Origin of the sequence: Streptomyces subrutilus (assembly GCF_001746425.1) — a bacterium.
Classification (GTDB): Bacteria; Actinomycetota; Actinomycetes; order Streptomycetales; family Streptomycetaceae; genus Streptomyces; species Streptomyces subrutilus_A.
In genome coordinates, this window is record NZ_MEHK01000001.1 from 327169 (window position 1) to 348764 (window position 21596).

At 70.9% G+C, this 21596-nt stretch carries 24 protein-coding genes; 9 read left to right on the forward strand and 15 right to left on the reverse strand.

The annotated features are described in order from the left end of the window. Positions 1-494: 494 nt before the first annotated feature. The 4 genes from BGK67_RS38225 to BGK67_RS02495 all read right to left on the reverse strand — a co-directional run bounded on the left by BGK67_RS38225 (position 495) and on the right by BGK67_RS02495 (position 4302). On the reverse strand, positions 495-992 hold the full coding sequence (locus BGK67_RS38225; RefSeq protein ID WP_141753994.1) for a hypothetical protein: 498 nt from the start codon (positions 990-992) through the stop codon (positions 495-497). A 141-nt stretch (positions 993-1133) separates the two neighbouring features. Continuing rightward, positions 1134-1598: a hypothetical protein gene (locus BGK67_RS02480; protein ID WP_069918343.1), complete on the reverse strand. Its 465-nt coding sequence runs from the start codon at positions 1596-1598 to the stop codon at positions 1134-1136. 573 nt (positions 1599-2171) lie between these two features. Then, positions 2172-3740, reverse strand: coding sequence for an RNA polymerase sigma factor (locus tag BGK67_RS39765; RefSeq protein ID WP_244291113.1), 1569 nt, complete (start codon positions 3738-3740; stop codon positions 2172-2174). A 298-nt stretch (positions 3741-4038) separates the two neighbouring features. Continuing rightward, positions 4039-4302 (reverse strand): hypothetical protein, encoded by a 264-nt coding sequence (locus tag BGK67_RS02495; protein ID WP_069918345.1) that lies wholly within the window; start codon positions 4300-4302, stop codon positions 4039-4041. Between the two features lie 262 nt (positions 4303-4564). On the opposite strand from BGK67_RS02495, the gene BGK67_RS02500 reads away from it, so the two are divergent. Beyond that, positions 4565-5524 (forward strand): SDR family oxidoreductase, encoded by a 960-nt coding sequence (locus tag BGK67_RS02500; protein ID WP_069918346.1) that lies wholly within the window; start codon positions 4565-4567, stop codon positions 5522-5524. 296 nt (positions 5525-5820) lie between these two features. Further along, on the forward strand, positions 5821-6324 hold the full coding sequence (locus BGK67_RS02505) for a DUF1203 domain-containing protein (protein ID WP_069918347.1): 504 nt from the start codon (positions 5821-5823) through the stop codon (positions 6322-6324). Between the two features lie 190 nt (positions 6325-6514). On the opposite strand, the gene BGK67_RS02510 is transcribed toward BGK67_RS02505, so the two are convergent. From BGK67_RS02510 to BGK67_RS02555, 10 genes are all read right to left on the reverse strand, one after another. Next, on the reverse strand, positions 6515-7375 hold the full coding sequence (locus tag BGK67_RS02510; protein ID WP_069918348.1) for a 4'-phosphopantetheinyl transferase family protein: 861 nt from the start codon (positions 7373-7375) through the stop codon (positions 6515-6517). Between the two features lie 63 nt (positions 7376-7438). After that, positions 7439-7960, reverse strand: coding sequence for a flavin reductase family protein (locus BGK67_RS02515; protein ID WP_079153957.1), 522 nt, complete (start codon positions 7958-7960; stop codon positions 7439-7441). Next, the gene (locus BGK67_RS02520; protein ID WP_069918349.1) at positions 7960-9630 is read right to left on the reverse strand and encodes an AMP-binding protein; all 1671 of its coding nucleotides are present in this window, start codon (positions 9628-9630) and stop codon (positions 7960-7962) included. The genes BGK67_RS02515 and BGK67_RS02520 overlap by 1 nt, the downstream gene beginning before the upstream one ends. 10 nt (positions 9631-9640) lie before the next feature. After that, entirely contained in the window at positions 9641-9937 is a 297-nt protein-coding gene (locus BGK67_RS02525; RefSeq protein ID WP_069918350.1) for an acyl carrier protein, read from the reverse strand. Then, positions 9934-11133 (reverse strand): acyl-CoA dehydrogenase family protein, encoded by a 1200-nt coding sequence (locus tag BGK67_RS40675; protein ID WP_069918351.1) that lies wholly within the window; start codon positions 11131-11133, stop codon positions 9934-9936. Before BGK67_RS40675 ends, BGK67_RS02525 begins: the two co-directional genes overlap by 4 nt. A 9-nt stretch (positions 11134-11142) precedes the next feature. Beyond that, on the reverse strand, positions 11143-11994 hold the full coding sequence (locus BGK67_RS02535) for a hypothetical protein (protein WP_069918352.1): 852 nt from the start codon (positions 11992-11994) through the stop codon (positions 11143-11145). A 17-nt stretch (positions 11995-12011) separates the two neighbouring features. After that, positions 12012-13049 carry a peptidase U32 family protein gene (locus BGK67_RS02540; protein WP_069918353.1) on the reverse strand — a complete coding sequence of 346 codons (1038 nt, stop codon included), beginning with the start codon at positions 13047-13049 and terminating at the stop codon, positions 12012-12014. After that, a complete protein-coding gene (locus BGK67_RS02545) occupies positions 13042-14250 on the reverse strand; it encodes a cysteine desulfurase family protein (protein ID WP_069918354.1) in 1209 nt (402 codons plus the stop codon). The genes BGK67_RS02540 and BGK67_RS02545 overlap by 8 nt, the downstream gene beginning before the upstream one ends. Next, positions 14225-14623: an iron-sulfur cluster assembly scaffold protein gene (locus tag BGK67_RS02550; protein WP_069918355.1), complete on the reverse strand. Its 399-nt coding sequence runs from the start codon at positions 14621-14623 to the stop codon at positions 14225-14227. Before BGK67_RS02550 ends, BGK67_RS02545 begins: the two co-directional genes overlap by 26 nt. 5 nt (positions 14624-14628) lie before the next feature. Beyond that, positions 14629-15780: a LuxE/PaaK family acyltransferase gene (locus BGK67_RS02555; protein ID WP_069918356.1), complete on the reverse strand. Its 1152-nt coding sequence runs from the start codon at positions 15778-15780 to the stop codon at positions 14629-14631. Between the two features lie 139 nt (positions 15781-15919). On the opposite strand from BGK67_RS02555, the gene BGK67_RS02560 reads away from it, so the two are divergent. The 3 genes from BGK67_RS02560 to BGK67_RS02570 all read left to right on the forward strand — a co-directional run bounded on the left by BGK67_RS02560 (position 15920) and on the right by BGK67_RS02570 (position 17884). Then, complete coding sequence (locus BGK67_RS02560; protein ID WP_069923571.1) at positions 15920-16291, forward strand: BlaI/MecI/CopY family transcriptional regulator; 372 nt, start codon at positions 15920-15922, stop codon at positions 16289-16291. A 132-nt stretch (positions 16292-16423) separates the two neighbouring features. After that, positions 16424-17305, forward strand: coding sequence for a M56 family metallopeptidase (locus BGK67_RS02565; protein ID WP_141753995.1), 882 nt, complete (start codon positions 16424-16426; stop codon positions 17303-17305). A 99-nt stretch (positions 17306-17404) separates the two neighbouring features. After that, positions 17405-17884, forward strand: a complete 480-nt coding sequence (locus tag BGK67_RS02570; RefSeq protein WP_069918358.1) for an SRPBCC family protein — start codon at positions 17405-17407, stop codon at positions 17882-17884. A 42-nt stretch (positions 17885-17926) separates the two neighbouring features. Here BGK67_RS02570 and BGK67_RS02575 read toward each other — a convergent pair whose 3' ends face one another. Beyond that, positions 17927-18262 (reverse strand): ArsR/SmtB family transcription factor, encoded by a 336-nt coding sequence (locus tag BGK67_RS02575; RefSeq protein ID WP_069918359.1) that lies wholly within the window; start codon positions 18260-18262, stop codon positions 17927-17929. A 358-nt stretch (positions 18263-18620) separates the two neighbouring features. On the opposite strand from BGK67_RS02575, the gene BGK67_RS02580 reads away from it, so the two are divergent. The 4 genes from BGK67_RS02580 (at position 18621) to BGK67_RS39790 (ending at position 21482) form a co-directional block, all read left to right on the forward strand. Beyond that, on the forward strand, positions 18621-19334 hold the full coding sequence (locus BGK67_RS02580; RefSeq protein ID WP_069918360.1) for a cation efflux transmembrane domain-containing protein: 714 nt from the start codon (positions 18621-18623) through the stop codon (positions 19332-19334). Between the two features lie 122 nt (positions 19335-19456). Then, the gene (locus BGK67_RS02585; RefSeq protein ID WP_069918361.1) at positions 19457-21037 is read left to right on the forward strand and encodes an MFS transporter; all 1581 of its coding nucleotides are present in this window, start codon (positions 19457-19459) and stop codon (positions 21035-21037) included. A 26-nt stretch (positions 21038-21063) separates the two neighbouring features. Then, the gene (locus tag BGK67_RS39785; RefSeq protein WP_244291114.1) at positions 21064-21234 is read left to right on the forward strand and encodes a hypothetical protein; all 171 of its coding nucleotides are present in this window, start codon (positions 21064-21066) and stop codon (positions 21232-21234) included. A gap of 77 nt (positions 21235-21311) precedes the next feature. Continuing rightward, the gene (locus BGK67_RS39790) at positions 21312-21482 is read left to right on the forward strand and encodes a hypothetical protein (protein ID WP_244291419.1); all 171 of its coding nucleotides are present in this window, start codon (positions 21312-21314) and stop codon (positions 21480-21482) included. Positions 21483-21596: the final 114 nt, after the last annotated feature.

Sequence of the window (21596 nt, forward strand, 5' to 3'; positions counted from 1 at the left end):
CCAGTCAGGCTGTCCTGAGGAGTACACCCGGACGGAGGCTGTGAAGTGACGCTGCCCCCCGTGGAGCCGATGCTGACCCAGGCCGCTGAGGCGATTCCGCCAGCGGGTGCGCCGCGGGATCCAGCGTACGAGCAGAAATTCGACGGCCGCCGCGCTCTGCTGTTCCCCCAACCTGGTCGCAGCCGCCGTCGAACAGCTGCCACTGGGCCTGGTCCTGGACGGCGAACTCCTCGTCTGGGATCCCGAAGCCCACGTGCTGGCTCTCCAGGCACTGCAACGTCGAGCTGCCGCCGCCCGGAGTGCATCCACAGACGGAGCCTGCCCCCAGTTCGTCCTCGTTCCTGATCCATGCGAGAGTTCGGTCGGGATCAGCTCCGGATCCGTAGGCGCCTGCTGGGTTCGCTCATTGCCGCCCACTGCCGGCCGCGGTGAGTTTCTCCTTCACCCTGATCTAGCTGAACCATCCGACCCGTTCGGCTGTCGAACTGATGGCGTCAGCAGCCCACGATCTCGTCGGCACATCCCTGCACGTTCGTGGGGTCGAGGGTTTTGAGCTCCCAGACGACAAGACCGAGGGGGGCGCCGGACGCCGGTGCGACTGTCATCGTGACGGGCGGGCCAGCGGGGAAGTTGATGCGTACCGGGGGTTTGCGAGCGGTACCCGCGCAGGTGACGTCGACTTCCTTCTTCGAAGCTTCCCGGGTGAGGGAGACCGTCACCTTGCGTACGTCCGTGCTGTCGCAGACGAGATCGAGGCGATAGGGCTTGTTGCCACTCGTCTCCAGCTTCTCGTTCATGCCCGAACCGACGTGGGGGGAACCGAACCGCACACGCTGCGCCGAAGCGTGATCGTCCTTCAGAGCCCCTTGCGCCCTCTGCAGCGCATCGTCCGGCTCCCATACCGCCTCGGGAGCCGGGTCCTCCCCCTGCCCTGCGCATCCGGCGAGAGCAGTGACGACAGCCAGGAGGAAGAGGAGCTTCGGTATACGCACGGCAGTGTCCTTGGCTCGTGCGGTGGGGGCTTCGCTCCAGGCGAAGCCCCCACCGCCAGGGGGGTACAGCAGCCGGGCGAGCTCGGCCGGCGGCAGCTGCCCAGCGATGTCCCAGTCCTGCCTGCGCCGCAGGCCAGGGTCTCAGGCGGCGAACGGGTTGGTGTGGCCGGGCAACTGCTGCCCCGGGCGCAGGAACCGCCGGTCGCCTTGTTCGTCGCGCACCGCGAGGAAGCCGGCGGCCGTCAGCCGCTGTGCGATCTTCCCGCGGCGGATCGCGCCCACCTTGAACGCCACGGTGAAGAGCAGCGCGACCGCCCCGCCGGAGGCAACCGCTTCGACCGGGGACCTGTCGATGAGCAGGAGGACGGTCAGGACCGCGCAGGCGAGGTAGCCCTTCACCTTTTGGCTCCGGTCGGCGACGTACAGGGCCATGACGTCGAAGGTGATGAGGTCCTTCAGCACGGCCACGGCACCGACCGCTTCGGGGAGCGGCTTCAGCGAGCCCTGCTCCAACCCCGGCACTGTCCCGCCGTTGCCCGCCTGCGGATGGGCGGTGATGGTGGCCGCCTCGCGGACGCGCGCGTCGGGGTGCGGGTCCCGGTACATCCGGACCTGGACGAGCGAGTTCTTGACTTGGTCCTGTACGCCATGCCGTACGTGTAGCCGTACTGCTCCGCCACGTGCGCCAGGGCGGCCGCCTTCGGCGTGGAGCCCTGGGGGGCGATCTCGACGGTGTCCTGCTGACGGGCGATCTGCTGGAGCATCCCCGCTATGTGACGTTCTATGGACATCCTGTTCCCCGCCCCCTGGGACCCCGCGCCTGGAGCCGACCGGCGCACAGCCTAGGGGGTGCGCCGCCGATCGGAACACGCGAGGTCCCGTCCCCCGGCCATGGACCGGGAGACCTCGCGTCCGGCGGGGTCAGGCCCCTACGGCAGGTTGCAGGCCATGACGACGTGCTGGACCTCGTTCGTGCCCTCGGCTCCAGCCTGGAGCTTGCCGTTCTCTTGGCGGCGGGTGAGCAATGGAGCAACGAAGAGGGTCAGGACGATCGTGGCTACTACAGCGATCGGGACCCAGGACGAGGGCGGGCCTACCGCGACGACGCGCCGGGCGGTGACGCAGCAGGCTGGGTACCGGAGCCGCCGAACTCCTCGAGCCCGGCCTGCCGCTCGGCGTTCATCGCGCCTGTTCCTCGTCGCTCGAGGAGAAATCGATCTCGCAGGGCGTGACCTTAGAGGCCTCCTTCACGCCGAACCCGACTCGTGCGTAGGGGCTCGACGGCCTGGCCGGCTTCGAGAAGACGAGCGTGTAGCCCGGCGGGACCGTCTTCGAGTTGATCTTCAACGTGGCCCTGTCACCCGCACGGTTCAGCTCGGCCTCGGGGTCGGCCTGGGGACCTCGGTAGCCGCCACCCACGTGCGGGCACTCCGACGACGGCTTCTTCTCGGTCACCGCGACGCTGACCCCCTGGGCCTGGAGCCGCCGCACCAGTTCGGGCAGTTCGTCAGGCGCGGGCGCGGCGACCTCGATCGTCTTGCCGAGGTCCTTCGGGGGCTCGGACCTGGCCTTGAGGGCTGCTTCCAAGCCCTCGGAGTAGTCGATCGAGCACGCGGGGACCTTGGAGGTCTCGATCACGCCGAAGCTGATCCCCCGCTCCCCCAGCGGGTGGTAATCCGCCCAGTCGAACGTGAGCGTGTAGCCCGCCGGGACCGTCTTCGCGTTGACCTTGAAATCGAAGTCGTCATTGCCGGACTGCATGATCTCGGCCTCGGGGTCGGCCTGCGGGCCGCGGTACCCGCCGCCGGGCTCCGAGCACTGGGACCGCGGCCGCTTCGGGACCAGTACGGCCTGAACCCCCAGTTCCCTCAACTCCTCCACGAGCGCCGGTATCTGGTCGTGCGCGGGCAGCTTGAACCGGAGCGATCCGTCCGGATCCTTCTTGATTTCGGGCGCGTCGGAGGCCGAGGGGCTCGGCGAGCCGGCGGGCGGCGGGCCGGTGCGGGTGCTGCCCGGCAGGGTCATGACGGCGGCGACGGCGGCCGTGGCGAGGCCCACCGCGAGCGGGATGCCGTATCGCCGGGCGAAGGACCGGGCGGGGGCCGCGGGCGCTGCCTCCGGGAGACGGGCCAGGAGGGCGGCCTTCAGCCGCTCCTCGAAGCCGCTGGGCCGGGTGCTCATCGGGCTGCCTCCAACTGGTGTTCGGTCAGGGAGTCCGGGGCGCGCAGCGCGCGCCGCGCGCGGTGCAGGCGGACGCGGATCGTCGCCTGGGTGACGCCGGGCCTGGGCGGCCTCGGCCGGGGTGAGCTGGTCGAGCACGACCAGGTCGAGGGCGGCGCGCAGGGGCTCGGAGAGAGCGGTGTGGCGCTCGGCCAGGTCCCTGAAGGCCCGCTGGGCGTCGATGCGCTCCTCCAGCGCCGCCACGTCCTCCTCGTCGAGCAGGCGGCGCCCGCTCAGCCGGGCCAGTGCGCCGCTCTCGCGGGCCAGCCCGCGGGCGTGGCCCGACAGGACGTTGCGGGCTATGCCGAACACCCAGGCGATCGGCGCTCCCCGGTCGGGCCGATAGCCGCGGGCCGATCCCATCGCGGCGAGGAAGACGTCGGCCGTCAGGTCCGCCGCCAGGTGCGGGTCGGCGACCCGGCGGGTGACGAAGCCGAGCACGGCGTCGATGTGTTCCTCGTAGAACGCCCCGAACCCCTCGGGCGTGGTGAGATCCGGTGGCCCGGTCTCGTGTCGTGGGCTGAGCACCCGGTTCCTCCCCTGCGTGGGTGGCCCGACCGGCCCCCCTGTCCAGTACTTGACCGGAGCGCCCACAAACGTTTCATCGCAACCGGAAGAACCTGACCGCGGCCCCCTGCCGCGCCTGCGCCGCCGCGTCCAGGGTCGGGCCCCGCGGGACCACGCCCACCACCGCATAGCCGCCCGTCACAGGACAGTCGCCAGGAACACCACCGGCAGGCACTGAGCGGGCGGGCCCGTGCGCAGTAGCGGCGGCGCTACCGGCGGTCTTGCGTGTACACCCTCCCTGCTACCGCATAGGGGCAGGTCAGACTGATAGGAGACCTCCACCGACCTGGTATTCCAACCCCTCACGGAACTCCAGATGCGGGACGGCGCTCCGCATCGCCGAGTACAGCGCGGGCGGCACCTCGTAGACCGCGGTCTCAAGGAAGTCATCGTCGCGCTCGGGGAACAGGTCCCTGATCCTCAGAATCTCAACGCGATTGAGGCCAGTGACATGCGCGGCTTGCTCGTCGCTGTCCCAGCCGATGAGCTCCCACCCAAGGGTTTCGGTGTTGATCTCGTTCACCCGCCTACGGTAAGCACAAACCGTCCATGGGTTGAACGGCAATCTCAGTGCCTTACCGACCGCCGGTTTCCCAACACGTCGGGCGTAGCGAGTCCCTCGCGGTGGACCTGGGCAGATGCCGGTACATCGGGGGTGTGTGCGGCGGTGCCTGGTAACCTACTGGTCTCGATCCGCAACCCTTGACTCTGCTCCCTGATGGCAAAAGCCGCCCAGGATCAGGACCGGGTGCAAGATCTCCGCTCACGCGTTGAAGGGTCTTGTCGTGGACTGGTTCGAGCAGCTTGAAGAGACTCCAGCAACCGAAGGGCTTTGCCTGCTGACCGTCGTCAGCCCGCGCAAGCGCGAAGGCAGCAGCCCCACCGGGATCATCGGACGACACGTGGCACGACAGCTGCTTGAGGCGGGCAGGCAGGTACGGGTGTTGGCGGAGCCGAGCCAGTGCGATGGCTGGCCCGAGAGCGTTGAAGTGGTGGAAGGGTCCATCACCCAGCCACTTGAGTGTGCCCAGGCCTTCGATGACGTCGGCGCGGTGTTCCTCGCCGGCGCCCATCCGTCGACGGTGCAGGAGGCCCTCTCGCTGGCGCGAAACGCCGGCGCGGGAAGGGTTGTCGTGCTGTCGTCCCACGGGCCGGAGTACGAGGAGGCCTATCCGCCGGAGACCTGGTTCTGGCTCGCGATCGAGAAGGCGGCGGAGCGTTCGGGCCTCGTGTGGACCCATCTCCGCCCATCGGCCGTGATGGGGGCTCTCATCGAGGGCACCTATCCGGCGACGGGGGCGGACTGGCCCGACACCATCCGGGCCACTGCGGTGGTACGGGAAGCCTTCCTCGAACAGGGCAGGTACCCCTTCATCCATGAAGAGGACCTCGCCGCCGTAGCAGTCGCCGCCCTGCTCAGCCATGAGCACGCCGGCACGATTATCGAGGGGGTCGGGCTGCCTCTGAGCACGCGGTCACGGATAGAGAGCATCGCCGCCGCTCTTGGCCACGACATCGATACCGTCGACCTGCGACCCGATGAGAGCCGGGCCGTCTGGCAGCGCCTCGGCTGGCCCGACAGCGCCATCGACGTGACCCTGTACGCGCTGAAGGAGTACGGCACCCGATACGCCGAGCTCGTGCAGTGGACACTCGACCAGCGGCCGACCGTGAAGAGCATCATCGGTCGGCCATTGCGCTCGTATGCCGAATGGGTGAGCGAGAACATCGACGTTTTTCGGTGACCCCGCGACCTGGTGCCCCAGTGGGGTGTCACCCAAACAGACGGCCCTGACCCCGAGCCGGGCCCTCGGCAACTGCACCCACTTCACCGCGGTGACGGAAGCAATCCGGATGCCTCGCATCGGACCGGGACGGCCTCAGGTCGCGCCGCTCATGTCCTCGGTGACAAGGGATACAACTCGAAGGTGACGACGTGCCGGTGTGCTTCACCGACAGTGAGTCGGCCGGCCGCGTCTGTCGCAAGCGCCGCGTCGGATTCCCGCCAGCGCCCCCTGCCCTGCTGCGCCAGGATGACCGCATGACGATCACCTACGCGCCTCTGGCACTCACCTCCACCACCCTCAAGGAGCTCCGCGTCCGCGACGACGCCGGGCGTTCGATGTGCCCGTACGTGGATGGGGAAGGAGGTGCTCCGCTCCGCTGCTGCTTCCGGCTCAGCGCGGTGGGCGACCGGATCGCCCTCGTCTCCTACGCCCCCCTGCGCCGCTGGGCGGCGGAGACGGGCGCCGAACCCGGAGCGTACGACGAGCAGGGGCCCGTCTTCATCCACGCTGAGGACTGCGGTGGGCCGCAAGCCGACGGCACCGGCTTTCCGTGGGCCCCTCCGGGCGCTCTGCGTGCCCTCCGCCGCTACGACAGCCGGGGATACATCACGGGCGGCCGCCTCGTGGAACTGCCGGACGCCGCCGAATCGGCCCTCGACCGCGCCCTCACCGAAGCCTTCGCCGACCCGGACACCGCCCAGGTACATGTAAGGGCAGTCGAATACGGCTGCTACCTCTTCCGCGTGGACCGGCCCTGACGGTCCCGAGGCGGGCCGGGGGCCGGCCGAGCGGAAGAGCCTCGGCACCTCCCACGTGCTGGAACTCGTTGCATACCGCTCCCCTCGCCGGGGCGGACCCGGGTCCGCCGAAGTTTGATTGGGGCGACTCGGGGCCCACCCAACGGCTTCGTGCGCGTACCGGGGCAAGCCGGTGCCCCTCGGGCCTCGGTCATCCGGCTCGTAGCGGTTCCGGCGCGCGCGGTGGCGTCTTGATTCGGCGGTACGGGTTGGGCCGGTGTTCCGCGACGAGTGGTCTGCGGGGTGGGCCCGGGTGGGCGGCTCGTGTCCGGATTGTGGTGCGGACGCGGGTTCCGGGCGGGACCAGGAGCGCCAGGGAGGCTGCGTAGCCGGCCGGTGCGGTGACTGCGGTGAGGGTCCAGCCGTTTCGGTCGGCGAGTTCGTCTTCGTCGTGCCGGGTCAGTCCGGTCCCCACGTTGACCTGGTGGGGCGGGGTGGCCAAGCCTGTTCCCAGGCCTTTGAGGTAGGCCTCCTTGCGTGTCCAGCATCGGACCAGCGCATCGCGGCGCCGGTCGGCGGGGAGGGCCTTGATGGCGGTGTGTTCGGCCGGGTGGAGTCGGCGGATCAGCGTCTCCATCCGGACACGGTCGGCGGCTTCGATGTCGACGCCGATCGGCGTGCGGGCCAGGCCGATCATGATCTGGTCGCGGGCGTGGGACAGGGAGAAGTGGAGGCCCGAGGTGTGCTGGAGGGCGGGTCGTCCGTGGGGTTGCTGGCACAGGGGGCAGTCTGCCCGCGCGAGGGCGACCTGGGCCGGGGGCTGTCCGAGGCACTTGCCGAGCAGCGTGCGCAGGGCCAGGTGGGCGACGAGGTAGGTGTCCTGGCCGTGCGGGGTGGGGAGCTCGCGGGCACGGTGCTGCTCTTCGGGGCTGAGGACGGTGATGTTCTCCCGGGCGACTGCCGCGAGGTGAGGGGCGGCGCGCAGGAGCCAGACGTCGGCGTGGCCTGCCGCGGGCCGGTACCCGGTGCGGGGGGTGAGGCCGAGGTGTTGGTGCAGCCTCTCGGTGCGCATGGGTGCCTGCTTCCTTGCGTGGGCCGGTGACGGTGTGGGTGGTGCGGGGTTGTGGCCCGGCCGCTAGCGGATGCTGCGGTAGGCGGCGCGGTGGCGGAGGAGGGGGGAGCCTTCGCCGTGGAGCGTGCGGGTGACGGTGGCGGTGAGGATGGTGTGGTCGCCTCCGGGGTGGGTGGCGGCGACCTGGCAGATGGCTGCTCCGGCCGTGTCCTCCAGCAGGGGGAGACCGTCGACGAGGCGGTGGGGCACGGCGGTGAAGCGTTCCAGGACCGGGCCGTGGGCGAAGCGGTCGGAGGTGTCGGTCATGGCGTCGGTGAGGATGTTGATCGCGAAGGTTCCGTGGCTGAGGATGCCCGCCAGGGTGGTGGAGGTGCTGGTCAGGCAGGCCAGGATCATGGGCGGGTTCATGGACAGCGAGGTGACGGCGCTGGTGGTCATGCCCATGGGTCCGTCGGGTGACATCGTGGTGAGCACCGTTACCCCTGCGGGCAGTTCGCCCATCAGGTGGCGGAAGTGGTCCCGGTGCGCTTCGGGCGTGCGGGGGCCGTCGACGTGGTTTCCGCGGGGGACGGTGCTGTGGGCCATTAGCTCAGGCCTCCCGTGAGGTACTGCTGGCGCAGTTGGGCGCGTTGGCGCTTGCCGCTGGTGGTGCGGGGGATCCGGCCGCGGCGGACGAGGATGATTTCGCGGGGGCTGAAGCCGAAGGTCTGGCGTACGAGGGTGGCGATCTCCAGGCGCAGGGCGTCGGCCTGGTCGGCGGGGGCGCGGGTTTCGATGACGGCGATGACGTGTTCGCCGTCGTTGTCGGCGTGGGAGAAGACGGCGCTGTTGCCGGCGCCGACGGCGGGGAGCGTTTCGATGGTCTGCTCGACGTCGTACGGGGGCAGGTTGCGGCCGCGGACGATGAGCATTTCCTTGATGCGGCCGACGATGTAGAGGTCTCCGTCGCGGTGGAAGCCGAGGTCTCCGGTGGCGTGGGTGCGGTCGGGGAGGACGGTGGGTTGGCCGTCGGGGTCGAGGTAGCCGGCCATGACGGAGTCGCCGTGGAGGTGGATCTCGCCGATCTCGTTGTCCTGGCAGGCGGTGCCGTCGGGGTGGCGGATGGCTGTGGTGAGACCGCCGACCGGCTGTCCGCAGGCGACGACGGTGATGTCGGGGCGGTCGTCGCGGGCGTCGGTGATCGTGTTGTGGTGGTGGAGGGCTTCGCGGTCGAGGCGCAGGGCCTTGACCCGGCCCCAGGAATGGTCGGTGGTGGGGTGGTGCTTGAGGGACATGGTGGCGACCAGGACGGTCTCGGCCATGCCGTAGCAGGGCATCAACGTGTCGGCGGCGAGTCCGTGGGGGGCGAAGGTGTCGCGGAAGTCGGCGAGGACGCTGTAGGGGATGGGCTCGGCGCCGACGTGGGCTTGGCGCAGCCGGGAGAGGTCCAGGTCTTCGGCGGGGTTGCGGCGGTGGCGTTCGACGGCGGTGCGGTAGCCGAACGGAGGGCCGCTGGTGAGGGTGACGCCGCGCTGGGAGATGTGGCGCAGCCAGGACAGCGGGTCGCGCAGGAAGCTCATGGGGGACATCGAGTCCAGGGGGGTGCCGCTGTGGAGTGCGCTGAGGGCGACGACGAAGCCCATGTCGTGGTGGAGGGGCAGCCAGTTGCAGAGCCGGTCGTGGCCGGGGGTGAGGTCGAAGATGTCCAGGATGGCGTGGACGTTGGCGGTGACCTGGGCGTAGGTGAGGGCGGCGGCTTTCGGCGCGGAGGTCGAACCGGAGGTGAGCTGGATGTGGTGGACGGTGTCCGGGCCCGGGATGGCGGGCTGGTAGGAGTCCGGCGGTGCGTGCCGCAGGTCGTCTGGGTGGAGGTGGAGCGGGCCGGGGCCGGCGGCGAGGAGCTTGGCGGTGTCCCGGTCGATGGTGATGACGGCTGCCGGGCGTACGACGGACAGGACGGCGGCGAACTGGCGCATGCCGGCGGATTCGGTGTCGTGCGGGTTGTTGGGGATCACCACGGTGCAGGGGGCGATGCCGGCGAGGAGGCAGCCTGCCAGGGCGGTGAAGTAGTCGGGGCCGGAGGGCATGGGCAGCACGGCCCGGTCGCCCGGCCGCAGGCCGCGGCTGTGGAGGGCTGCGGCTGCGGTGTGGGCCTTGGTGGCGAGGTCGGCGTAGGTGAGTTCGCCGGTGACGCCGCGGGAGTCGAGGAAGGCCAGGCCGGCTGTGTGGGCGGCGAGGCGGGTGTAGTCCAGCAGGGGCTGGGTGGCGGTGGTCATGGTGCCCCTTTCACTGGGCGGTGCGGGCGGCTTTGGCCTGGACGCGTTCTTGGACGAACCCGGCGAGGTCGGCGACGGTCTTGAAGGCGAACGCCTTCTGCTCGGGGATGAAGACGCGGTACTCGGTCTCGATGCGGCTCATGGCGCCGACGAGGGTGATCGAGTCCAACGGGAGGCTGAGCAGCGGGGTATGGGGGCCGATGGCGTCGAGGTCGACGTGGGCGAGGTCGGCGGGCTCCAGGACGTCGGTGAGGGCCGTCTTGAGGGTGGCGGTGATCTGCGCTTCGGTGGGCTGGACGGTGGTCACGGTCGGGGCTCTCCTGTGGGTGCGGTGATGGTGTCGCTGCGCGGGTCCAGGCCGAGGGCGGCCTTGCCGATCGCGTCTCTGAGAGCGTCGAGGTTGCTGCCCATGACGGCGCCGGCGCGGGCGTCGCGGTAGTGGCGCTCCAGCGGGTTGGCGCGCAGGAAGCCGTGGCCGCCGGTGACCTGCATGGCGGTGTCGGCGACGTCGATGGCGGCTTTGTTGCAGATGTACTTGGTGGTGTTGAGGACGCTGAGGACTTCCAGGGGGTCGTTCTCGGCGGTCCAGGCACCGTGCAGGAGCGCGAGGCGTGCGGTGTGCACGTGGGTGGCGATGTCGGCGACGTGCAGGCGGACGGCCTGGAACGCGGCGAGGGGCCGGCCGGTGGGGGCCAGGGTGCGGGTCATGACGTGGTGGTCGGCGAAGGCCTGGCAGGCGCGGGCGATGCCGAGGGAGGCCGCGGACAGGCCGAGGGTGAGGGCGGGCAGGGCGTGGGGCAGGTGGGCCATGCCGCCGCCGGGGCCGCCGACGGCGCCGTGGAGGGGGATGTGGCAGTCCAGCAGGAGGGTGTTGGCGCTGTTGGCGCGCATGCCCATCGCGTCCCAGACTTCCTTGACCGTGAGGCCGGGCTGGTCGGCGGGGAGGACGGCCATGGTCTGGGAGCGTCGGAAGTCGGTTTCGCCGCTGTGGCCGTTGATGACGTAGTAGTCGGCGTGTCCGGCGCCGGTGCAGAAGGCCTTCGTCCCCTTGAGGTGGATCCGGTCGCCGTCGGCGGTGGCGCGCAGCTGGGGGTTGAGGATGTTGCCGCCGGTGCCGGGTTCGGAGAAGCCGAAGCTGAGGAGTTTGCCCTCGGTGGTGACTTCCTTGAGGACCTGGGCGGCGTACGGGTTGGTGGGGGCGTCGGCGGCCAGGAGGCGGGCGGCGCTGGAGTGCATGGCGAAGATCAGGGCGGTGGATCCGCAGGCCTCGGCGAGTTCGGCGACGGCCAGCGCCCAGGAGGTCAGGTCGGCGCCGGTGCCGCCGTACTCGGTGGGGATGAGCAGGCCGAGGAGGCCGGCTTCGTGGAGGTCGGTGATGTTGGCGCGGGGGAAGGCGGCGTCGCGGTCGTATTGCGTGGCGCGGGGTGCGAGGAAGGCGCGGGCGGCGGCTCGGGCCTCGTCGACGATGTCTTGCTGATCGGTGCTCAGGGCGAGGTCGACCACAGAAGGCTCCTACGGGTGTGCTGCCAGGGCCGGGCGCAGGACGGCGGCGTGTGCGGCGAGTTGCTGGGGTGTGTGGAAGCGGGCGTCGACGATGACCTCGGCGGATGCCGCCGGGTCGGCGGGGTCGGCCGGGGTGGCGGCCTGGGCGTAGGCGGTGTTGCCGTAGACGGTGAGGTGGGGCTGGTGGGGTCGGTCGGCGACCGGGACCGGTTCGCGGTGGCCGTGGCCGAGCTGCCAGCGGTGGGTGGCCGTCAGGCGCACCGGGGTGTCGCAGGCGGTGGCGCAGTGGGGCGGGGTGAGCTGGTGGTGGCGGGCGGTGGGGCAGGCGCGGGCCCAGGCCACCGGGGTGACGTCGGCGAGGCGGCGCACCCGCCAGCCGGCCGGGGCGTGCACGACCGCGGCGGGGTCGGCTTCCAGAACGCGGACGCCGAAGGCGGCGTACTCGGTGAGGAACGCCTCGTCGTAGACGGTGGGCTCGTCGGGCCGGCGGGGTTGTTCCGCCGCGTCGTGTGCGCGGCCGGGGCGCAGCGCCAGGCCGAGGGCCAGTTCGCAGCCGGCGGGTGCCTGGGCGGCGAGGTGGGCGAGGGTGCCGAGGTCGTTGACCGTGCAGGCCAGCGGGCCGTCCTTGGCGACTGTCAGGGCGGTGTCGGCGAGGGTGGTGGCGTGGCGCTGCCAGGCGGTGGGCAGGACCAGGCCGGCGCGTAGGCCGGCGGTGCGGATGCGGTCCAGGGCGTGGCGCAGGGTGTCGGTGTCGGGGAGCTTGTGGTGGCAGCCCTCCTGGCCGATGCTCACGGCGTCGATGTCCAGGGCGAGGACTTCGGTCAGGCGGGCGGGTGTGGTCAGGCGGATGTCGACCGTCATGAGGGTGTCCTCCTGTCTCACACGTGTGCTCGGCGGCGTGGGGTGTCGCGGAAGCGGCAGCGCTGCTGTTCGCACATGCGGGGTACCCAGCCCATCTGCCAGGTCAGTTCGATGCGGTCGATGTCCTCGATGGTCCGACGGGTGCTCCAGCCCTTTTCGACGCCGTTCAGGGCGCGCCGGTACATCTGGGTGATCTTGGCGTTCTGGCGGACGATGGGGCTTTCCCGGCCGGGGATCTGGAGGGCTTTGACGCCGAGGGCGGCCAGGGAGGGGATGTCGCACAGGGCGCAGTCGGAGGCCCCGTCGAGGAACCCGCCCAGATCGGCACCCGGTTCGTCGTCGTCGCGGTAGCCGGCGCGGCAGCCGAGGCCGACTCCTTGCTGGTCGGGCAGGCGGCAGGAGTGGCAGTCGGCGCCGGAGCCGGTCTGCACGGGCACTTCGACCTCGATGCCGTCCAGGGCGCAGAACGCGGCGATCTCATCCAGGCCGGCGGCGTGCGGGGTGACGATGCGGCCGATGGCGTAGGTGTCGCGCAGGTGCTGGGCGAAGGCGGTGGTGGTGACGCCCATGCCGCCGGCCGCGGTGAGCGGTATGGCGGGGTGGGCGTCGCGGACCTGACGCGCGGCGGGGAGGGAGGCGACCATGACGCTGTCGGCTCCGGCTTCGATGCCCTGGGTGACGTGCGCGAGGTAGGCGTCGCGCAGGTCGGCCGGGACAGCTGGTGCGTCGGCGGCCAGGTGGACGCGCAGGCCCGCGTCGTGCGCCTGCTTGATGATCGATTTCAACAGGCGCGGGTTGGAGATCTGGGTGGGGTCGCCGTCCCGCCGGCCCGGCAGGGCGTCGAAGCTGACGCCTGCCGGGGAGCGGTGTGCGAGGTAGACCTCGCTGGCGCCGCCCGCGATCTGCAGTTCGAGCATCTGCAGGTTGCGTACGGGGGCGTTGATCTCCACCTGTCGGGCGGTGGCGGGGTCGGGGTGGGAGACGAACGGTGCCTCGTGGAGGGTGTGCGGGGGTGCGAGCGCGAACTGGTCGCTGATGTGGGCGGTGTCAGACACGGCTGGCCCGTTGGGTGATCGGGCCGAGGGCGCGGAGCCGGGCGACGGCGGCGACGGTGAGGCGGGCGGCCTCCTCCACCTCGGTGAGCGTGGTGGTGTGGCCGGTGCTGAACCGGATGGCGGCCTTGGCCCGCTCCGCGCCGATGCCCATGGCGGTCAGGACGTGGGAGGGGCTGTCGCTGCCGGCGTGGCAGGCGGAGCCGGCGGAGACGCACACCCCGTGCACGGCCAGGACGTCGACGAGGGTGTCGCCGCGCAGGCCGGCGAAGGAGATGTTGAGGGTGTCGGGCAGGGTGGGTGCGCCGTCGCCGTTGATGTGGAAGCCGCCGGCTTTCTCCAGGCCGCGCAGCAGCGCGTCGCGCAGGGCGTAGCGGTGGGCCTGGACGACGGGGTCGTCGAGGTGGGTGAGGGCGGTGCGGGCGGCGGCGGCCATGCCGAGGATGCCGGGGACGTTTTCGGTGCCGGCGCGCAGGCCGCGTTCCTGGCTGCCGCCGCGGATGAGCGGGGCGAGGCGGACGTGGTCGGCGACCTTGAGGGCTCCGATGCCCTTGGGCCCGTAGAACTTGTGGGCGGAGACGGAGACGAGGTCGGCGTCCGCGGGGAGGGGGAGCTTGCCGGCGGCCTGGACGGCGTCGGTGTGCAGGAGCGCGCCCGCGCGGTGGGCGATGTCGGCGATCTCGCCGACGGGCTGGATGACGCCGGTCTCGTTGTTGACCTGCATCACGGAGATCAGGGCGGTGTGCGGGCGCAGTGCCCGGCGGATGGTGGCGGGGTCGATCCAGCCCTGGCTGTCGGGGTGGACGACGGTGACCTCGGCGCCGAGCTTGCGGGCGAGTTCGCAGGCTTCGAGGACGGCCGAGTGCTCGATGGCGGTGGTGATCAGGTGCACGGGGCTGTCCGCGGCCAGGACGGTTCCGCAGATTGCCAGCGCGTCGGCTTCGGATCCGCCGGCGGTGAAGACGACCTCGTCGGGTGTGCAGTTCAGCAGGGCGGCGAGCTGCCGGCGGGAGGCGTCGAGGGCCTCCTTGGCCTGGTCTCCGGCCTCGTGGCGGCTGGAGGGGTTCCCCGTGATCGTCATGCCGTCGACGACGGCCTGGCGGGCCGGGTCGCAGATCGGGGTGGTGGCGGCGTTGTCGAGATAGATGCCCGTCTCGTCCTCGCTGGGGAGGGACGGGCTAGGAACAGACGAGGGGTGCGTCATCGGCTGCTCCTTCCCGGTGGTTGCGCAGGAGGCGCTGGGCGACCTGGCGGCCGAGGGCGCTCACGTGGCGCTGGTCGGGTGAGAGCCGTCCCAGCAGCATCTCCACGTGCTCGTCGTCCCAGCCCTCGACGGAGTCCAGGGGCTGGGAGAGAAGGGCTTCGGTGAGGACGCTGGCGGTGGCCAGGGAGGCGGCGCAGCCGTGGGCGCGGAATCGGATGTCGGTGACGGTGCCGTCGGTGACGTTGGCGGTGAGCATGATCTGGTCGCCGCAGACGGGGTTGCCGATGAAGGCGGTGACGTCCGGGTTCTCGACCTCGCCGGGGTTGCGCGGGTTGGTGAAGTGGTCGACGACGGTGGGGCTGTAGCGGGGCATCGGCGTCAGGCCTCCGTGGTGGTGGCCGGCTGGGGGACCTCGCACTCGGCGACGATCTCCTGGCTGTCGATGAACTTCTCGATGCTCACCGCGCAGCAGCCGAGTTCGGCGCCCTGCAGGCGGCGGCGGAAGGAGACGCTCTGGCCGGTGCGGCCGCAGGGGCAGGGGGTGTGGTCGACCTCGCCGACGTCGTCGCTGAGGATGAAGGCGGGGTAGCCGGTGCTGAGTGCGTCCAGGAGGGCGATGACGCCGGTCTTGCCGGGTTGCAGCTCGATGTCGGTGTTCTCGACGTCGCGGATGGAGATGTAGGACCACGGCGGGACGTGCTTGCGGTGGTGCTCGCACTCCACGGCCAACATGTTCGACTCGATCATCCCGTACATGTCGCGGACGTTCACCGCGGGTATGCCGAGGTAGGTCTCGATCTTGGAGTTGAACTCCTCGCGGCTGATGGACTCGCCGGTGTAGCGCTTCCAGCCGCCGAGGGTGATGACCAGGGAGTCGGGGTCGAGCTGGAGGCGGATGTCCTCCAGTTCCAGGAAGCGCAGGAGGCGGCCGACGAGGAAGGGCGGGCCGATGATGTGGCGGGTCATCGCGTCCTCCCACCCTTCGAGGCGGGCGAGGGCCTCGGCGGGGTCGAAGGCGTAGTCCCGCACGATGTAGGCGTGGTCGTCGAGGAGGCCGTTGAGGACGTTGAAGGCCTTGACCATGCCCATCTCGGGGGTCTCTGCGGTCGAGGGGCACAGGAAGAGGCCCGCTCCGTTGCCGACCCCGAAGAACTCGCGGTACTGGGCGAGGATCCCGGTCATGACGCGGGTGGTGGTGGTGACGTCGCGGCGGGCCACGCTGGGCACGCCCCCGGTGCCGGTCGAGCGGATCTCCAGCTCGACGTCGGTCAGCGGGGCGGTCATCAGGACGTGCGCGTCGGGCTGCTTGAACATGCGCACCGGCAGCAGCGGGATCTTCGTGAGGTCGGCGAGGGTGGAGATCTCGCTCGGCTTGATGCCGGCCGCCTCGCACTGGGCGCGGTAGAAGGCGTTGCGCTCCGCGTGGTGGGCGAAGTTGTCGCGCAGGGCGGTGGTGACGGAGGCCTGCCACTCGCCGTCGGCCTGGCGGAAGGCCGCCTCCGGGCAGCCGAGCATGGTGAAGAAGTCCACGAATCCCCCTTGTGTCACAGCAGTCGAAGGGCGTGCGGGAGGGAGGCGAGGTGCCCGTCCGGCTCACCGCAGCGGACCTACTATCGCAGTAGTACTACGCCGATAGTCAAGCAGGAATCGATCGCCTATGCTGTCGGCCATGGCACAACTGGGTGACCTGGAGCGGACGGTGCTGGACTGCCTGTGGCGGTTCGACCATCCCCGCACGGTCCGTGAAGTACACGAGGAACTGGCGATGTCGCGTCGCATCGCCTACACGACCGTGCTCACCACACTGCAGAGACTGGCCCGCAAGGGCCTGGTCAAGCAGGACTCCCAGGCCCGGGCCCACCTCTTCAGCGCCGTCGCCACGCGCGAGGCGCTGTTCGCCGAGCTCATGACCGACGCGCTCGGCATCGCGGGTGACGACCACGAGGCGATGCTGCGCTTCGTCGACGTCATCAGCCCCGAGGCACGCCAGGCGCTGGCCGACACCCTCGGCCGGCAGGACAGGAACCACGACACGACCTGAGCCGACGGCGCACGGGGCGCCGAGGGCTGTGCTCGAACGGGCTGTTCCGGGGGTGGGACCGGTCCGACGCGCAAACGAGCACGAAAAGACAAAACGTACGGGGGATCTGTGGATGCGCTCTGTCTTGTGCTGTTGTCAGTAGTTCTCGCGGGAACGACCCTGGCGGTCGTCTCCGTCACCGACTGGCCCTACCGGGCACCGTGTGCGGCACTGTCGCTGTGGGCCGCCGGCATGGCCGGGGCCCTCACGGCCCTGCTCGCCGGGACGTATGCGTTCGCCGCGCATCCCGAGGCCGTGCTCGCCCACCGCTTACTCGGCGTACCGGCCGACTTCGTGGCGCTCGCGGTCGCCTGGCTGTTCGCCGCCCGGATCACGTTCTCCTTCCTGCGGATCCATCGCGCCGCGCGCAAACGCCGCGCCAAGCACCGGGCGCTGCTGGAGCTGTTCGGCCGGCCGTCGAAGGCCCGCCGGGCCATGGTGTTACCCAGCCGCCAACCCCTGGCCTACAGCGTTCCGGGCCCCGAGGGCGGGCACGCGGTCATCTCCGACGCGCTCCTGGAGGGGTTCACCGGCCCCGAGGTCGACTCGATCCTCGCCCACGAACGGGCCCACCTCACCGAACGGCACCACCTGCTGACCGAACTGTGCGACGCGGTACGCACCGCACTGCCCAGGGGACAGCTGACCATCCGCTTCGCCGAGCGGTTCGGCGCACTGATCGAGATGCGCGCCGACTGCGCGGCCCGCAACCGGTGCGGCCGCCACGTCACCGCCGACGCACTCGGCCGCTGGACCGCCGAACCCACCGCCACCGTGCCCGCGCCGCCAACCCGTGCGGCCGCCCGCACCTGCCCGGTCAGCGCCCGCCGCTACCACCTGATCAACCACCCCAAGTGCTGCAGCTCCCTGACCGCCGCGGGCGCCTTCGCCGCGGCCTGCTCGATCGCCGCCGCACCGGTCGTCCTGATCGGCGCCGGCACCCTCTCCGCCCTCTGCGCACTGATCTGCGGATGAGCCCGCCGGGCCCGCAACCCATGCTCCGGGGCCCCGCGGGCGCATGTCGTCGCACGTCACAGACCCGGTCCCACCTCTCATGAAAGGAAAGCGTCCGTCATGTCGAAGACCGTCTCCGAGTCCATAGAGATCCAGGCGCCGCCGAAGGCGGTGTACGACGCCGTCACCAACGTCGCCGACATGGGCCGATGGAGCCCGGAGTGCACCGGCGCCGCCGTCGAGAGCCCCGCCGTCCGCGTCGGAATGCGCTTCACCGGCCACAACAACTCCGCCAAGGGCCGACCCTGGAACACCAACTGCACCGTCACCCAAGCGGACGACGCCCGCCGGTTCACCTTCGACGTCGCCCGCATCGGCCTGTCCATCGCGACCTGGAGCTACGCCTTCGAGCCCATCGGCGACGGCCGGGCCACCAAGGTGACCGAGACGTGGACCGATTCCCGGGGCAGCATCATGCACTTCATCGGCCCCCGGGTCAGCGGCGTCCACGACCGCGCCACCCACAACCGTCAGACCATGAAGGTCACCCTCCAGCGGCTGAAGGAGGCCCTGGAGAGTCCCGGGCGCTCCACCGCCTGACACCCCGCGGCCCGGCACGCGACCCCCGCCCTTCGGCGGGGGTCAGCAGCAGCCCTTGTCCTCCGCGTCCGGGCACGTGCGGTCCGCCTCCACCGCGATCACCGCCGAGCGCAGATCGTCCAACGCGTGCCCCAGACGCTCATCACTGAGTTCGTACCGAGTGCGGCGCCCCACCGGCACCGCCACCACCAGACCACAGTCACGCAGGCACGCCAGATGGTTCGACAGTCGCGTCCGCGAGATGCCCAGCCGCTCCGCCAGATCCGCCGGATGCGCCGGCGCCTCACGCAGGGCCAGCAGCAGCTGGCAGCGGATCGGATCGGCCAGAGCGCGGCCGAACCGGGCGAGAACCTCGACCTCGGGAGCGATAGTCAGCATGCGTTCAGAGTACCTCCCTCCCTGAATTCAGCCATACGTGAACTTTCCGACTACCGGTCTGACCAGCACGAACATCCCTATCGACACCGGTGACGGCGACTCGAAATGAGTTCACGAGGTTGTGAATTCAGGCTCACCTGTACTAGCTTCGAGGGGTGCCGGCCCTCCTCGGGCTGCCCGCACCACACCCGCGTCGCCCCTGCCCCCGGAACCTGGGGCACACCAAACCACCGCACGAACCGCACCACCGAACCAACCGCCCCACCCGCATCCCGACCAAGCAGCGCCGACCCGCAGCACGCCGGGCCCGACGCGGCACCGCGCACCCCCTCCCCCGCACCGAACCGAAGGACCACCGATGGCCGCCGACATCTCGCTCGGACCCGCCCCGGCACGGCGCGACCTGCTCGCCCGCCGCATACGCCTGCTGGTCGCGGCCACCATCACCTACAACGTCGTCGAGGCCGCCGTCGCACTGACCGCCGGCACGATCGCCTCCTCCACCGCCCTGATCGGCTTCGGACTCGACTCCGTCATCGAGGTCTCCTCCGCCACCGCCGTCGCCTGGCAGTTCTCCGCCCGCGACCACGCCGCGCGCCAGGCCCGCGAGAAGAAGACCCTGCGCATCATCGCCGTCTCCTTCCTCGCGCTCGCCGTCTACGTCACCGTCGACTCCATACGCGCCCTCACCGGGAACGGCGAAGCCCAGACCTCCACCACCGGCATCATCCTGGCCGCCCTGTCACTGGCGATCATGCCGTTCCTGTCCGCCGCCCAACGGCGCACGGGCCGCGAACTCGGCTCCGCCAGCGCGGTCGCCGACTCCAAGCAGACGCTGCTGTGCACCTACCTCTCCGCGGTGCTCCTCGTCGGCCTCCTCCTCAACGCCGCCTTCGGCTACACCTGGGCCGACCCCATCGCCGCCCTGGTCATAGCGGCCATCGCCGTACGCGAAGGCATCGAGGCCTGGCAGGGCAAGGGTTGCTGCGCCCCCACTGCCCACACCCACGAAGCCGCGTCCGTGAAGTCGGCCGACAACTGCTGCGGCCCGAACTGCACCTGCTGCGGCTGACCCCCAAAGCCGCCGCCCGGCCGGTCTCCCCCGACCCGGCCGGGCGGCATTCCGCCTCCCGCCCCATCCCGCCCGCGGCGGGCCCCGACCGGCCCGCCCCCCAACACGTCCGAGGAGCACCCGTGCCATCGCCACGACCCACCACCGCCGACCCGGCCTCGGCCCCCGCACCGTCCCGCCGGCGCTGGCTCGCGCTCGCCGCCCCGGTCTTCGCGCTGATGATCGTCGGCCTCGACGCCACCATCCTCACCGTCGCACTGCCCACCCTCGCCAACGAACTGTCCGCGACCACCACCGAACTCCAGTGGTTCACCGACGCCTACACCCTGCCCTTCGCGGGCCTCCTGCTGCCCTTCGGCGCACTCGGCGACCGCATCGGACGCCGCAAGGTCCTCCTCGGCGGCCTGCTCCTGTTCGGCGTCGGCTCGCTCATGGTCATGGGCGTCGACAGCTCCGAGGGCCTGATCATCTCCCGCGTCGTCATGGGCGCCGGAGCCGCCGCCATCACGCCCCTCGCGCTGGCCATCGTGCCGCTCATGTTCCCCGCCGCCGAACGCGGCAAGGCCATGGCCATCACCACCGCCGGCTTCGCACTCGGCGTGCCGCTCGGCCCCCTCGCCGGCGGCTGGCTCCTCGACAACTACTGGTGGGGCTCGATCTTCCTCATCAACGTCCCCGTCGTCGTCCTCGCCATCGCCGGCATCCTGCTCTTCGTCCCGGAGACCAAGGCCGCGAACGCCAAACGCCTGGACCTCATCGGCGCCGTCCTGTCCATCACCGGCGTCACCGCCTTCGTCTATGCCGTCATCGAAATCCCCAACGCCGGTTGGAACGACCCCGCCGTCCTGCTCCCCGGCGTCGGCGGAATCGTCCTCCTCATCACCCTGGTGACCTGGCTCCGCAAGGCCACCGCCCCGCTCGTCGACCTCGACTTCTTCCGCAACAAGCGCTTCACCTGGGCCAGCATCGCCGTATCCAACGTGATGTTCATCCTCTTCGGGGTCCTCTTCGTCGTCCCCCAGTTCTTCCAACAGGTCCAGGGCAAGGACGCCTTCTCCACCGGCCTGCACCTGCTCCCCCTCATCCTCGCCCTCGTCGTTGCCGCCCGCCTCGGCGGCCGCATCGCCGAGCGCTCCGGCCCCAAGGCCGTCATCACCGTCGGCATGATCATGTGGACCATCGGCCTGCTCATCCTCGCCGGCGTCGACACCGACACCGACTTCACCACCACCGGCAGCGCGCTCGCCCTCATGGGAGCCGCCCTCGGCTTCACCATGCCCACCACCCTCGACATGATCCTCTCCTCCCTCCCCGAGGAACACGTCGGCGCCGGATCCGCCCTGGCCAACTCCATGCGCCAGATCGGCGCCTCCATCGGCGTCGCCGTCCTCGGCTCCACCCTCAACGCCCTCTACCGCAACGGTGTCGACCCCGACGTCCCCGCCCAGCTCCCCGCCGAAGCCCAGGACGCCATCCGCGACAACGTCGCCGCGGCCGCCAAGGCCGCCGACAAGCTCCCCGCGCCCCAAGGCGGCACACTCCTGGAATCCGCCCAGGACGCCTTCGTCTCCGGCATGAGCGCCGTCGCCCTCATCTGCGCCGCCCTCGCCGCCCTCACCACCATCCTCGTCATCGCCTTCCTCCCCGCCCGCGACAAGCAGCCGGCTCCGCCGAAGACGGCCGACGCCCCAACAGCCGCGTAGCGAAGGCTGGGACCGCCGCCCGAAAGGTGGGCGGTCCCAGCCCCACGCCCCGACCAGGGACCCCGCCGCAGCCACTGACCGCGTCCGTCCTGCCGCCCGACCTGTCCCGGCTGCGGACCCTGGTCACCTACCTGCGCGGCGAACTGGGCCGGGCCGAACAGGCCTTTGCCGTCGCCGAGGAACGCGAGGCTTTCTAAGCGTCCCGGCGACCGCCGAAGGAGCCGCCCGCGTGGCTGGTCGAGCGCGGGATCGGAGCCGGTCGGGCCCGGTCCGCGTGCACACCGGGGACTGCTGGGACACCGGCCGCCGCTGCGCCCCCGCCGCCCCCGAGCAGATACGGCGGCTGCTGCCGAAGGCGTGCCCCCGTGCATCCACTCCCGACCGGACACCGCCCTGGGGGTGCTGGAGTGACCGGGTACCGGCAGGGTGGAGGGATGAGCCCTGACCTGCGGGTGGTCGTCTACCCACCCGGCAGCCAGGGCGGGCGCCGTGTCCGCTGCGACGGCGAAATCCTCGGCCGCGCCCTGGGCCCCGGCGGGGCCTGAGCGCAGCAGTGCGG

What these genes read in the sequence shown, in the direction of transcription:
- BGK67_RS02545 (WP_069918354.1), bottom strand. Translation starts at nt 14,250, where the DNA reads ATGACGCACCCCTCGTCTGTTCCTAGCCCGTCCCTCCCCAGCGAGGAC.
- BGK67_RS02560 (WP_069923571.1), top strand. Translation starts at nt 15,920, where the DNA reads ATGGCACAACTGGGTGACCTGGAGCGGACGGTGCTGGACTGCCTGTGG.
- BGK67_RS02510 (WP_069918348.1), bottom strand. Translation starts at nt 7,375, where the DNA reads ATGCGCACCGAGAGGCTGCACCAACACCTCGGCCTCACCCCCCGCACC.
- BGK67_RS02520 (WP_069918349.1), bottom strand. Translation starts at nt 9,630, where the DNA reads ATGACCACCGCCACCCAGCCCCTGCTGGACTACACCCGCCTCGCCGCC.
- BGK67_RS02580 (WP_069918360.1), top strand. Translation starts at nt 18,621, where the DNA reads ATGGCCGCCGACATCTCGCTCGGACCCGCCCCGGCACGGCGCGACCTG.
- BGK67_RS02535 (WP_069918352.1), bottom strand. Translation starts at nt 11,994, where the DNA reads ATGACGGTCGACATCCGCCTGACCACACCCGCCCGCCTGACCGAAGTC.
- BGK67_RS02505 (WP_069918347.1), top strand. Translation starts at nt 5,821, where the DNA reads ATGACGATCACCTACGCGCCTCTGGCACTCACCTCCACCACCCTCAAG.
- BGK67_RS02570 (WP_069918358.1), top strand. Translation starts at nt 17,405, where the DNA reads ATGTCGAAGACCGTCTCCGAGTCCATAGAGATCCAGGCGCCGCCGAAG.
- BGK67_RS02550 (WP_069918355.1), bottom strand. Translation starts at nt 14,623, where the DNA reads ATGCCCCGCTACAGCCCCACCGTCGTCGACCACTTCACCAACCCGCGC.
- BGK67_RS02575 (WP_069918359.1), bottom strand. Translation starts at nt 18,262, where the DNA reads ATGCTGACTATCGCTCCCGAGGTCGAGGTTCTCGCCCGGTTCGGCCGC.
- BGK67_RS02480 (WP_069918343.1), bottom strand. Translation starts at nt 1,598, where the DNA reads ATGTACCGGGACCCGCACCCCGACGCGCGCGTCCGCGAGGCGGCCACC.
- BGK67_RS02515 (WP_079153957.1), bottom strand. Translation starts at nt 7,960, where the DNA reads ATGGCCCACAGCACCGTCCCCCGCGGAAACCACGTCGACGGCCCCCGC.